The 13,392-nt window shown below is 56.0% G+C and carries 10 protein-coding genes and 1 pseudogene; 6 read left to right on the forward strand and 5 right to left on the reverse strand.

All coding sequences use genetic code 11. The annotated features are described in order from the left end of the window. The first annotated feature begins 218 nt into the window (after positions 1-218). Positions 219-845, forward strand: coding sequence for a rod-determining factor RdfA (gene rdfA, locus ACK3SC_RS17090; protein ID WP_416841446.1), 627 nt, complete (start codon positions 219-221; stop codon positions 843-845). Between the two features lie 151 nt (positions 846-996). Further along, positions 997-1,393, forward strand: a pseudogene (locus ACK3SC_RS17095) (chromosome segregation protein SMC); the annotation flags it as partial. A gap of 1,141 nt (positions 1,394-2,534) precedes the next feature. Here the strand turns inward: ACK3SC_RS17095 and ACK3SC_RS17100 are convergent. From ACK3SC_RS17100 to ACK3SC_RS17120, 5 genes are all read right to left on the reverse strand, one after another. Then, on the reverse strand, positions 2,535-3,566 hold the full coding sequence (locus tag ACK3SC_RS17100) for an NAD(P)-dependent alcohol dehydrogenase (protein WP_416841447.1): 1,032 nt from the start codon (positions 3,564-3,566) through the stop codon (positions 2,535-2,537). A 184-nt stretch (positions 3,567-3,750) separates the two neighbouring features. Continuing rightward, complete coding sequence (locus ACK3SC_RS17105; protein WP_416841448.1) at positions 3,751-4,899, reverse strand: ABC transporter ATP-binding protein; 1,149 nt, start codon at positions 4,897-4,899, stop codon at positions 3,751-3,753. 85 nt (positions 4,900-4,984) lie between these two features. After that, positions 4,985-5,863 carry a carbohydrate ABC transporter permease gene (locus ACK3SC_RS17110; RefSeq protein ID WP_416841449.1) on the reverse strand — a complete coding sequence of 293 codons (879 nt, stop codon included), beginning with the start codon at positions 5,861-5,863 and terminating at the stop codon, positions 4,985-4,987. Beyond that, positions 5,863-6,795: a carbohydrate ABC transporter permease gene (locus tag ACK3SC_RS17115; RefSeq protein ID WP_416841450.1), complete on the reverse strand. Its 933-nt coding sequence runs from the start codon at positions 6,793-6,795 to the stop codon at positions 5,863-5,865. Before ACK3SC_RS17115 ends, ACK3SC_RS17110 begins: the two co-directional genes overlap by 1 nt. A 48-nt stretch (positions 6,796-6,843) precedes the next feature. Continuing rightward, positions 6,844-8,265, reverse strand: coding sequence for an extracellular solute-binding protein (locus ACK3SC_RS17120; protein ID WP_416841451.1), 1,422 nt, complete (start codon positions 8,263-8,265; stop codon positions 6,844-6,846). A 136-nt stretch (positions 8,266-8,401) separates the two neighbouring features. On the opposite strand from ACK3SC_RS17120, the gene ACK3SC_RS17125 reads away from it, so the two are divergent. From ACK3SC_RS17125 to ACK3SC_RS17140, 4 genes are all read left to right on the forward strand, one after another. Beyond that, positions 8,402-9,178, forward strand: a complete 777-nt coding sequence (locus ACK3SC_RS17125) for an SDR family NAD(P)-dependent oxidoreductase (RefSeq protein WP_416841453.1) — start codon at positions 8,402-8,404, stop codon at positions 9,176-9,178. Between the two features lie 236 nt (positions 9,179-9,414). Then, complete coding sequence (locus tag ACK3SC_RS17130) at positions 9,415-10,446, forward strand: zinc-dependent alcohol dehydrogenase family protein (RefSeq protein WP_416841454.1); 1,032 nt, start codon at positions 9,415-9,417, stop codon at positions 10,444-10,446. A 1,220-nt stretch (positions 10,447-11,666) separates the two neighbouring features. Further along, the gene (locus tag ACK3SC_RS17135; RefSeq protein ID WP_416841456.1) at positions 11,667-12,449 is read left to right on the forward strand and encodes an SDR family NAD(P)-dependent oxidoreductase; all 783 of its coding nucleotides are present in this window, start codon (positions 11,667-11,669) and stop codon (positions 12,447-12,449) included. Between the two features lie 61 nt (positions 12,450-12,510). After that, entirely contained in the window at positions 12,511-13,350 is an 840-nt protein-coding gene (locus ACK3SC_RS17140; RefSeq protein ID WP_416841457.1) for a class I fructose-bisphosphate aldolase, read from the forward strand. The last annotated feature ends 42 nt before the right edge of the window (positions 13,351-13,392 follow it).

The following is a 13,392-nucleotide window of genomic DNA, read 5'->3' on the forward strand; positions in this document are numbered from 1 at the left end:
ACTATCTCGTTGAATGGAGAGAAACTTGCAGCACGTATCGCTCAACTTGAGGGCCGATCGTAATCCAAGTCACACCTGGTTGATATAGCGGCCGAAGCGTGAATCGACGTACGATATCCCGAGTCATTATTGTCTATTATATACACAACCATATGACTTTCTTAACACGTGTATCGTAATATTGAATATATTTGGCCGCTGTGTACCCACAATCGGTTATGACTGGAGACCAAAAAGGAAGGCGGCGAAAATCAAAGGTCGAGCGGGTGATAGAGCAGTACGATTTAGATGAGTTTGGAGAGACGTTGGCTCGGCGATGGACCGCTCCTGAGGACAGCGACAGCCTTAGAGATTTAGCTGACTTTATGAACCAAGAAGTACTCGATGCTGCGTTACACGAGGCCGACGCAGATGTTCTCGAAGGAGAAGTAGAGAACATGTACGCACTGCTAACGGACGATGGCACAACTGAGGGGATGCGAGTTCAAGCGAAGAACACACTTCAAACGAAAGGAGTAGACGTCGAGCAACTGCTCTCTGATTTTATCTCGCACCAGGCAGTGTACACGTATCTAACCGACGTTCGAGGTGTATCAAAGGAGACAAAATCTACAAATCGAATCGACAGTGTAATCCAGTCGGTACAGAAGCTTCGAGGCAGGTTGGTCGCTGTGATCGAGCGGAGTCTTAGCTCTCTTCGGAACACGGATAAACTACGTCTTGGTGATTTCGACGTTCTCGTCGATACGCAGATATACTGTAGAGACTGCGGGACCCAGTACGAAGTCGTTCAGTTGCTTGAACGAGGTGGGTGCGATTGTGGTTCTGAGACTCCCTCAGAATAATTACATTACACAACTATCTCTGTAATTCTAATGATGACTCCCCCTGAGGATTTATCGTATAGTGGTTTTCGTAGGATGGTCTGAGTTCAGAACAGATGGCCAAATCGAAAGACCACCTTTCGGTCGAAAAGATTGGTGGCATCGGCGAGCTCTCGACGTGCTCGAGTACGACAACCTCGAACAGATCTGGATCGAGCCGACGAGAAACGGGTTCGTGGCGGTCGAAAGGAGGTCACGAAGACAGTCTTCGAGTTGCACGTGATTCGAACGAACGAAGAGGGTGTGAGCTACGAAGATTCTGTGGCGCATCTCTCCGAGTCAGAACGCGAAGTTGCGGACCTCGTGTTCGCGCTCGCTGGATACCTCATTCACGACGGTACGAAACAGTCCCGTTCATGGTCCTCGACTCGCTCGAAGCTATCGACTCGGCTCATATCTCCCGGCTCGTCGACTACTTTGCGGACGATGCTGACTACCTCGTGGTCACACTGCTCGAAGAGGATGCTCAGACAGTCGACAGTTCGTATCCGAGATATTCTCCCGCGTAAAATCTCGGAGTCACGATTTTTTCTTCGACCGATAGAGGACAACCCCGTCTATTGGAGAACCAAGACCCTCTGCAGAGATCTCGATACTATCTATCGAACTTGTGGCTCAGGGACACACAACTTTGGAAGGTGGACGTGATGCGTGTCTTTTGAACGGGGTGATGAATATATCAATAATTATACTATTTATAGTAAATAACCAGTATTTGATATTACATTTGGCAATCTACCACTGTCTATGCTTGCATCTCCTTGCTCGGCCATCGTCGATCAAGCGCTCGATGTGGCCAGAGGTGATTGTGTTATGTGAGAGAACACGACCGATTGCCGTACACGTTGCCGATTTTTCACCCACAAAGTCTGGAAATTACCGGCCCATTTTTCCGTGTAGGGTCCACTTAGGAACAAGTTCCAGTCGATGTAATCTCCCCCGAGTGTGTGACCCGAGCCGGGTGAGAGCAGTCCGGATGCCGAACTAATTAGCGAGGAACGGAGTTTCGGTACGGTCAGACAGAAACAAAGGCAACAGAACCGACGCCGTGGCGACGACACAATGGCACGCCGAGAATCAGTTTTCGTCGATAGCTATCTCCCGATCTCAACAATACCAGACATCATCTCGGACTCGACAGCGATTTCTTCGACTGCGACGTTCGAAGGCTGGGCCGTCGGGGAATCACCACCAGGTGAGCAATTTCTGTATGTAGTTCCAAACGGCAACTGGTATCCTTCGACACCAAATTCTGTGAGTACTGTCTTGCCCCTTCGAGTAAACCCGTGGTTATAGTGTTCTGAACCCCAACTCATATCAGATGTTTAATTATCCAAAATAATTGATACTTTAGGTTATTCGAGATACATACTGTGGAAGAGACAGTCCGTTAGTGGAGTACTGTCAGCGTGAACTGCTCTCTCTCTCCGAATACTCTGTCTCGTCTCTTTTGATAGGCGGGTTCCTTGAGTCCCCTCCGTAGGTTTACCACACAGAGGAAGACGGAGACGTGACCTCACGACCTTCTCAGTCCAGTCAGAACAGTACAAAATCGACTGCCTGAAGAGCTCTGTGGTCGGGTCGTGTACCACTGTTCTGTCCCTTCACAATCCACGCGGGGTATCGCTTCCCCGTCGTTCTCCCAGATGGTTACGAATCGAACGTAATTACGCCCTTGATGACCTCCGGTTCCATCGACCGCTGGAACGCCTCGTCGATATCGTCGAGCGGCGATTCGAATTCGACGATACCTTCGACTTCGACGAGGTTGTGTTCAAGCAGGTCGATAGCCGTCGAATAGGTGTTCTTGTAGCGGAACGACCCGAGGATGTCGAGTTCGTTGTCGATAACGTCGAGCACATCGAAGGGGACGGTCGCCTCACTCGCGAGGCCGACGAGAACGACGGTACCGCCCCGCCGGACGACGTCGATGGTTGTCTGGATGGACGGCACAGCACCGGATGCTTCGATGACGACGTCGACACCGGCAGCGTCCGTATACGCAGATACGGCAGTTTTCAGGTCGTCCTCCGCGACGTTGACCGCGAGATCGGCACCACGGTCCCGAGCGAATTCGAGTTTTTCGTCGACGATATCGGTCAGGATGACATCGGTGGCTCCGGCCGCTCGGGCCGCTTCCATCACCAGCAACCCAATCGGTCCGGCACCGGTCACCAGTACGGTGTCGCCGGTTCCGACGTCGCCACGCCGACAGGCGTGGATGCCGACGGAAAGTGGTTCACAGAGAGCGCCCGCTGTAGTCGAGACGTCCGCGGGGAGTTTGTAGGCGAAGTCTGCCGGCCACGACACGTACTCGGCGAAAGCACCGTCGTGTGGCGGTGTCGCCATGAATCGAACCGCTTCACAGAGGTGGTAGTCGCCCTCTTTGCAGTGCGAACACCGTCGACACGGAACGCCCGGTTCGAGCGCCACACGATCACCCGGTTCGAGTGTTGAGACGTTCTCGCCAACTTCGACGACTTCGCCCGCACTCTCGTGGCCGAGGACGAGTGGGTTCTCGACGACGTAGTCACCGATGCGGCCGTGTTCGTAGTAGTGGACGTCTGAGCCACAGATACCGACGTCGCTTACGGCGACGAGGACGTCATCGGGACCCGGTGACGGTCTGGGGCGCTCTTCGTGTTCGAATTTTTGAGCATCGACGAGTACTGCAGTTCGCATGGATTTGAGTTCAGGAGAGAGCTATTAATAATTGAGGCCTCGGACGACCACGCACCGGCAGGCCAGACGGCAACGTCCCACTCTGGGACTCCTCCGCCTTCGTGGTGTCGTGCTGGGCGGTGCGAGTGTCCCTCTGTCTCTGGTTGCTTCGGAAGGTAAGATACGAAATGGTGGCCGGATTCGACTACATCTGTTCGTTCAAGGCGACTTCCGCTTCCGAGTCGAGCCGCCGCTGGTGAATCGTCTCTCCAGTTGCGGTGTCGAACAGGTGAACGTCGTCGCCGGGTATCTCGACGGCGACGTGCTGACTCTCAGAGATGGGGCGTTGACCGTCGGTCTCAACGACGAACGTCTGGTCGGTCTCCTGTGCTGTCGGTTGGAGATAGACGTAGGAGATACTCCCCATCGGTTCGACGACGTCGACCACGGCCTCGAATCCGGTGTCGGCGGTCGACTGGTCGTGGATGGTGATATCTTCCGGTCGAGCACCAAGGACGACCTCGTTTCGTTTTCCGACCGAGGACTGCATCTGTTGGGTGAGGTCGTAGTCGAAGCCGTCGGCACGGAGGGTCCCCCCTTCGACCGATCCTTCGAAGAAGTTCATGGAAGGCGACCCGAGGAACCCGGCGACGAACTGGTTTGCAGGGCGGTAGAAGCACTCTAAGGGGGTGCCGACCTGCTGGAGCTCACCGTAGTTGAGTACGACCAACCGGTCGCCCATCGTCATCGCCTCCGTCTGGTCGTGCGTGACGTACAGCGTCGTCACCCCGAGGTCGTTCTGGAGACGGTTTATCTCGGTCCGCATCGACGCCCGAAGTTTGGCGTCGAGGTTCGACAGCGGTTCGTCCATCAAGAAGACGTTCGGGTCGCGGACGATTGCGCGGCCCAGTGCGACCCGCTGTTGTTGGCCACCGGAGAGTTCTCCGGGTCGGTTGTCGAGCAGATTTCCGATACCCATCATCTCTGCGGCGGAGGTGACTTTCTCTTCGACTTCTTCTTCCGAGAGATTCGTCGACATCTTGAGACCGAACGACATATTCTCTTCGACGGTCATGTTCGGGTACAGCGCGTAGTTCTGGAACACCATCGCGATGTCCCTCGCGCGCGGGCCGAGTTGATTGACCACCGTGTTGCCGATGGCGACGTCACCCTCTGATTGCGTTTCGAGTCCCGCGACGATTCGCATGAGCGTCGACTTCCCGCTCCCAGATGGACCGACGAATACGACGAACTCACCGTCTTCGATGTCGAGTGATATCTCGTCGACGGCGACGACCGCCTCCCCACCGTCTCCAAATCGTTTCGTCACATCGTCTAACGTGATTTTAGCCATTATTGTTCCTCCGTGGTGCGGCTACCTGTCCCCGCCGCAGGGGGTGTGATTCGTGGTCTGTACGTGTCGTCACTATGTGTGAGTCTCATTCTTTGATCACCACACCGAAGCTCAGACCGGCTGCGAGGTACTTGTTCACCGCGATCAGGAAGATCACGATCGGGATAATCATCGCCGTCGAGGCGGCCGCGAGCATCCCCCACTCGATGGAGCGTGACCCGATGAACGAGTAGACGAACAGCGTCACCGGCACCGCCTTGAAGTTCGTCAGCACGAGGCCGAACAGGAGTTCGATCCACGCGAAGATGAAGCTGATAATCGCGACCGAGAAGATGCCGGGTTTGGCTGCCGGCAGGACGACTTTGCGGAAGCCCTGGAACCGAGTCGCTCCGTCGACGCGGGCGGCCTCTTCGAGCGTCTCTGGAATACCGTCGAAGAAGGCCTTCATCACCCACACCACCAGCGAGAGGTTGATGCTGACGTACATCAGCACCATCCCGATGCGCGAATCGAACAGGTTGAGCGACCGGAAGATGACGAAGAACGGGATGACGACCGCGATGGGCGGAAGCATCCGGGATGAGAGTATCCACACGAGCACGTCCCGCTCCATCGGGATGTCCCAGCGTGAAAGAACGTAGGCGGCTGGAACGCCGATGAGCAAGACGAGTATGACGGACGCCGACACCATGAGGACGCTGTTGGCGAACGCCGCCATGAACTGGCCGTCCTGCGCGAGTTGGATATAGTTGTACACCGTCGGCAGGAAGATCCAGTCCGGCGGGAGCGCGTTCGCCTCTCCCGGTGGCTTGAGCGACATCGACGCCAGCCAGTACAGCGGGAACAACACGACGAACGACCAGCCCAGCAAGAGGGCGTGACGAGCCACACGAACGAGTCGCTCCTTTGTGTCCTTGTCGAGACGTTGTGAACTAATCGCGGCGTCGGGCTCTTCGACCGCCATCAGTCCCACACCCCCTTGAAGCCGACTTTGGCGATGACGATGTTGGCGATGGCGATGACGAAGACGAGGTACACAACTGCGATGGCAGCTGCGACCCCGGGTGAGTTGTTGATGAACATCTGCTCGTAGATGTTGATACTCACCAGTTGCGTGGCCGTCCCCGGCCCACCCTGTGTCAATCCGTAGACGACGCCGAAGGTCCGAAACAGGTCGATCATCCTGATGAGAGTGGCGACGAACACCACCGGCTTCATATATGGAATGATGACGTGGATATAGCGTCGCCACAGCGGCGCACCGTCAACCCGTGAGGCCTCGACGAGCGTGTCGGGCACCGACGACAGGCCGGCGTAGAAGATGATGAACATGAACGGCGTCCAGTTCCACGTATCGAGGAGGATTACCGTCAGTAACGGAATCTCAGAGAGGAATGCGGGAGCCGTAAACGGGGTCACCGTGTTTATCATGTACGGGATGATCCCAATTTCACTGTTCAGCATGATCCGCCCGATGGTCGCGAGCGAGACGGGTGCGACGGCCATCGGGACGATGAACAGCACCCGGTAGAACGACTTCGCTCGACCTGATTCCACGCCGGTGACGAGTGCAGCCAAGACGAAGCCAAGGAGGCTCTCTAGGACCAACGCACTGACGACGACAGTGACCGTGATGACGAACGAGTGGATCGCGCCACCACGGGTGAATGCCGTGCGGAAATTTTCGAGCCCGACGAACTCGGCCTGGAAGACGTTGAGGGTGGGTTCGGCTATCAGGCTCAAGTAGAGGTCGTAAGCGCCTGGGAAGAAGGTGATCGAAACCATCACCAGCACCATCGGCGCCATGAACCAGTACGGGAGGTAGTCGTTCCACAGATCCCGCAGTCTGGCGAGGCCCTGTGCGTTGGTCGTTTCTGTCTGTGTTGGTGTGCTCATGAATGCGTATTCAAAAAATTATCCACGTGTGATTTACTCCTCTGTGCCTCAGTTGTAGATGTCTTCGGCGGCCTTCGCTGCGTCCGTCATCGCCTTCTCGGCAGGCTTCTGGCCAGCGATGGCTTGCTGGAGTTCCTCCGAGTACCGCTGTCCCCACTCGGGGTACTTGCGGTCGAACGGGTCCGGCGACGAGACCCGAAGCGATTCGAGCGAGGCCTGTGCGTAGTCCTCACCGACTTTCTCGCGGTAGTCGTCGTTCTCCCAGACCGACTCCCGCACAGAGAAGACACCGCTGCTCTCCACGTTGATCCAGGTGTCGGTCGGCGGCGACGTCGCCCACTGCATGAACAAGAACGCCTGCTCGGAGTTCTTCGCGTTCTTTGAGGTCGAGATTTGCCAGTTGAACGCGTTGGGGTTCAGCTCTCCGCCTTCCGGCTTGGGTACCTTCGAGATTCCGACGGTGTCGGCCACTTTCGACTCGTCGTTCGTCAAGCCGCCCCAGAACATATTTGCGTCAGCGACGATGTGACCAGCACGGCCCTGTTGCATCGTCGTGAGGACGTCCGACCACGTCTGAGTCGATGCGCCCTGTGGTCCATAGTCCTGGAGCAGGCTGGAGTAAAACTCCGCTGCTTCGATTGTGCCCTGAGTGTCCAGTCCCGAGTCGTTCGGGAAGTCGGACCAGAGCTTGGTCCCCTTCTGGCGAAGAAGTGTGTTCAGGATGTAGATGTTCATCCCGTACCCCTTCTGGCCGCGACCGGCCGTCCCGACGATGTCGTCTTCCTCTTCGTTGATGACCTTCGCGTTCTCACGGTGATGTTCCCAGGTCTCGGGGACTTCGAGGCCGTGTTTGTCGTAGAGGTCCTTCCGGTAGAACTGGGTCTGGACTTCGACTGTGATCGGCAGTCCAGTCCAGGAGTCGCTGTACCCGCCACCGTGTGCCTGCCACCGGGACGACTCGAAGAGGTCGTTCGGCTTGTAAAAGTTCTCGTCGTACAGACTGCCGTCGTTCATGTACGGATCGAGGGGCTGGAGCCAGTCCTCGTGTCGGTACTGGTTGACCACCTGGTCCATGAAGAAGACGTCGAACTGGCCAGCACCGGTACTGACGTCAGTCTGGCGCTTGGTCCGGAACTGGTTCTCGGGGAGAATGTTCCAGACGACTTCGATTCCGGTGAGTTCCTCGAACACCGGGATGGCGGGCTTGATGGCCGACACCCACGGATGCTGGACTGCGCCGATATTGATCTGCGAGCCCTCGAACTGTTTCCAGTCGATGTCTGCGTCTTCGTATTTGCTCAGTGGGATAGCGAGGTCATCCGACCCCTCACTTCCGTTACTGTCGGTGGATTCACCGCTGTTCTGTGACTGTTCGCCGCCACGGGTACACCCCGCGAGGCTGCCTAGTACACCTAAACTCGTTGCCCCTGCAGCTTTCAGAAACCGTCGCCTGTTGTGTTCACTGGTCATGCCTGTTAGCCGTGTACTCAAACCAAGATAATCATCATAATTAATTCTTTCCCCCGATAACGAGTCGACCAGCTTCGGTTCTCAGTCACGACCGACCACGGATATTTAATTGTTCCAACGCAAACGTGTTACTGAAATGAATTGCGACCTCACAGGGAAGACGGCACTCGTCACCGGATCAGGGAGAGGAATGGGACGAGCGTCCGCGGAAGAACTGGCGCGAAACGGTGCGGATGTCGTCATCAACGATATCGACGCAACTGTAGCCGACGAGACTGCAGCGGACATTCGCGAACTCGGCGTCGACGCGATTGGCGTTCCCGCGGACGTAAGTTACGAAGCAGAAGTGGCTGCAATGGTCGAAACAGCCACGGACGAACTCGGACCAGTCGACATCCTCGTCAACAACGCAGGCGTAGGCGATTCAGGACCGTTCATGGATGAGACGTATGACGAGACCTTCGAGCTGAACCTCGACGTGCACCTCCGTGGAGCGCTGAACTGCACCCGGGAAGTCGTCGACGGGATGGTCGAACAGGAATACGGGAAGATAATCAATTTCACGTCGATCCACACGAAGAACGGCGTCGGAATGTCGCCCGCGTACGACGTCGCAAAGTACGGTCTTCTCGGGTTGACGAAGAGCCTCGCACTCGAACTCGGGCGCGAAGGAATCCGAGTCAACGCCGTCGCCCCGGGGTGGGCCAACACGAGAATGACCGAGGGATTCAGTGACGCGGTCACCGAACAAATCCTCGACAACAACCCGTTGGGGAGATTCGCTGACCCCGAAGAAGTCGCCGCTGCGGTTGCTTTCTTGGCCGCACCGGCGAGTGACTACATCAACGGCCACGAACTCCGCGTGGACGGTGGACAGGTTCCAATCGATAGCTGGCGACTGGACAATCGGTAGGCACCACCGTTGGCAGTCCCATTGGGGTGACACCAATATTTATGTACACAGTCCGATTGTGTTTGCGTTGAGTCAATCCGTGCAGTGACTCGGTCTCGACTTCGGCCGGAGACGCGTTCTTCGCTTCCGCCGTCGAGAGCAACCGAGTCTCACGACGAAACTAGAGCAATGACACAGATACACAACTCAGACACTCGAACTGAAAGAGCAACGAGCACCGGCACGCGGAGGCTCCGATGCGCGTAGCGTCACTGACAGACGTCGGTAAGATGGAGGTGCGTGAGCGAGAACAACCGAAACCGGAACCGGACGAGGTCGTGTTACGCGTCGGCGCGTGCGGCGTCTGTGCTACCGACCTCCACATGTACCACGGTTCTTACGCCGTCGACTTCCCGATAGTACTTGGGCACGAAAGCGCCGGAACCGTCACCGAGATCGGCGACGAAGTCAGTGGACTGGAGCCCGGTGACCGCGTCGCCATGAACCCCGCAGTGCCGTGTAACAACTGTTCGTACTGCAAGCGAGGAGAAACGAATCTCTGCGATAGCGCGACCGCGATTGGCGGTGCTGGCGACCGAATCATCGATGGTTCATTTGCCGAGTACGTTCGGGTCCCTGCGGGCAACGTCGAACAGATTGGCGACTTACCGTTCCGTCACGCAGCGCTCGCGGAACCACTCGGTTGCTGTATCCACGCTGCCGACCGGAGTGGTGCCGGTCAGGCAGACAGCGTCGCGCTGATCGGAGCCGGACCGATTGGTCTCTTGATGCTGCAGACACTCCGGAACCGCGGTGCGAGCCCGATTGCGGTGTCGGAACTCGACCCTGAACGCCGCGAACTCGCCGCCGAGATGGGTGCCGACATCGTCGTCGACCCCAACGATGGCGACCCCGTCGAAACGATCCGAGAGGAGATTGGCGAAGTCGACGTTGGCATCGAAGTCGTCGGACTGGTTCCTACCATTCAACAAGCCTACGATGTGACCGCCAAAGGAGGAAATACCTTAATCGTGGGTGTCCCAAAACAGGGAGAGACGATGGAAATCAACCCGTTCGACATCTACTACAACGATCTCGATATCAGGGGTACCTTTGCCCTCACTCAGGAGACGTTCGAACGGGCAGTATCGCTGCTCAGGCAGGGTCGTATCGACGTCGACACAATCGTGACAGAGGAGATCGGCCTCGAAGACATCCCGAGAGCGTTCGAACGAATGGAGAATAACGAGGGGCTGAAAAAAGTCGTCGTTCCCGGTGACGGCGAGTAACGTACCTGCTTCGTCCCACGCTATTTTCTTCCCCTTGTACAGTTATCTCTTGGGCACCATCACAGGCCAGTCCGTACGAACGGTTCCTCGGTAGCTGTCAACAGCGATGTGGATCGGTATCACGACGAGTGGTGTTCGCGATGACTGAGTGAACCGTCTTTCTCATCGATTACGCACACTCACGACGATATCGTTCGCTTCGGTATCGCTTGTCAGTGAACTCAGATTGAACGGTGCCCGAAAAGTGATCAGGGGGGCTCACACCAGATGTGCTTCCACGAGTGGTTTCTGGCGCACACTGACGGTCACTTGTTGGGTGATTGAAACCACTCATTTTCGATTAATTCAATGACCGAATGCGTAAAATCTACAGTAAACGATATGTCTGGTAACAATTTCCATGATGGCATGACTCTTGTTAGAGATGTACACACCAGAAATCGAAAGGGCTAGTGATTTACTTATAATCGCACGTATCGAACTTATTTTAATTTATAATATGCAACAATGAGTGACACTCATCACCCAGATACCTGTGTGGAGTGGCCTGTCGAATCGGTGGGTACGAGTTGTCATCGTGACTGCGTTCGCTGAGGACCTCCATCGAATGTTCAGGAGTACGGATGTTCTGCACCACCCATTACAGTGATACACCTGTAATGAAAAACGTCGCAGACTTCACAATTCTGCTCTCTCAATTGTGTCGGTTCCATTTACGGTAGTACATCTGTAATAATTGATTCCCTATGGATGCGATTCGTCTCTACTGATTCGTTGCTCACAGATCGTTGCTCGGCAGTCCAACAGGGTCGAGGAGTCTCTTCGTTCTCGATCTGAAAAATCTCGAACAGATCTGGACTGACCGCTGTCTCGAGTGGCAGGTCCAGACGAACACGTACGAAATGGGTGTCAGTACTATGATTTCGGCCACGACTCTCGCTTATTATTGACTGAAATATCTTGAACTAACCTAGAGATAAGCGATAGTAAGCAACTCTGCAGACTATCCTAATACTGTCGTGAACGTTCTGAGGACAGGATTCTACACATGTAGGTTGTTACCACACCACTCACTGAACATAGATATTGCGTATTACGCAGTTGATTTAACAAAAATTGGCGAATAGTAATCATGTGGGTCGCCCAAGCAACGCTCCAATACGAGCAGTAACCGACCGCTCGCCCCAATATTTTTATTTTCCGTCGGTGAATTCAGAGCGATGCCTGATTACAGTGCCGACTTCAGCGACAGTACCGTTGTGGTCACCGGAGCGACGTCCGGTATCGGACGCGAAATCGCCATTCGGTTTGCCGATGCGGGGGCGACAGTCCTAAACGCCGACATCGACGCCGAACCAAAAGACGCAGAGACACCGACCCACGAGGTCATTCGTCAACGAGGCGGGACAGCGGAATACGTACAGACCGACGTCTCGAAAGCGGCAGATATTCGGGAAGCCGTGGAATACGCTCACGAGTACGGCGGGGTCGACGTGATGGTGAACAACGCCGGTCTCTTCATCGGTGGCGGATTACTCGATATCTCAGAAGATGAGTTCGAGAAGATACACAACGTCAATGCCAAAGGGGTCTTCTTTGGATGTCAGGCCGCCGCCCAGGATATGATCGACCGAGGTGTCGAAGGAGCGATCGTCAACACGGCGTCGATCAGTTCGTTCGTCGCCCAGCGCGAGCAGATACAGTACGATTCGACAAAAGCCGCGGTGAAGATGATCACGCGCGGTGCTGCCCTCGAGTTGGCGGACCACGACATTCGCGTGAACGCAGTTGGCCCCGGGCAGATTGCGACAGAGTTCATCGACGGCTGGTCAGAGGAAGCACCGGAGGCTGCCGCGAGCGATGGGCTGATCAAACCGGTCCCGCTCGGCCGTGCAGGGAAACCTGCGGACATCGCGGGAGCAGTACTCTATCTCGCCAGCGATGACGCGGCATACGTCACCGGAGAAGTGCTCATGGTCGACGGCGGTTGGCGAGTGATCTAAACGGTACCGACGGCCGGGAGAACTATTATATTGGTGGACACAGTCAGGCTATCCGTAGCCAATGAACACTGCCAAGCTTCTCGATACTCCATCGGGGAATGCAGTAGTTGTAGCGCTCGACCACGGACTGAGCCTCGGAGCCCCAGAGGGCTTTAAGAAACCAGAGGCGACTCTCGAAACGGTCCTCCGCGGCGAACCGGACGCGGTTCTCGTCGGGCCGCACTTCGCCCGCCACTATTCAGACCAACTGAAGGAAGCCGACGTCGACATCATCCTCACGGCTGACGTCGTCACCTGGTCGACCAGTCCGGGTCGTGACCACGGTCAAGACCTCTGGACGGGAGCCTTTGACACCGAGTTTCTCAAGGAACTCGACCCAGTGGGCGTCAAGACGGTCCTCGTCTTCGGCCGTGACGACAACGAGACCTTCCGTCGGAACGTAGAGTACGTCAGTCAACTCTCCGAAGAGTTGCGCAATACCGATATTCCGCTCGTCGTCGAACCCGTTATGTGGGGTGAACGTATCCCTGACCAACTGGAGACAGACCCCGAGTTCGTCGCAGATGCGATGCGAATGGGATGGGAGTTCGGAGCCGACATTCTGAAGGCACCGTACACCGGTAGCGTCGAGTCGTTCGAGCCGATCGTGGAGAATGCACCCGTCCCCGTGATGATACTGGGTGGGCCGGCGACTGGAACCACTCGTGGAATGCTCGAATCTGTCGAAGGGGCGATGGACGCCGGTGCTCGTGGACTAATGATTGGACGGACGATTTGGAAGTCGGACGATCCCGAGCGGACCGTCGAGGCACTCATGTCCATCGTCCACGATGGCGCAACAGTCGACGAAGTCTGGGGATCCGCGGAGTCTGCCGCTGTCCCTGACGGGGGAGAAAATTAAATACCTGTCACGGAAACACAGTTCTATGACTGGTGCATCGAC

Origin of the sequence: Haloferax sp. DFSO52 (assembly GCF_048158745.1) — an archaeon.
Lineage (GTDB): Archaea > Halobacteriota > Halobacteria > Halobacteriales > Haloferacaceae > Haloferax.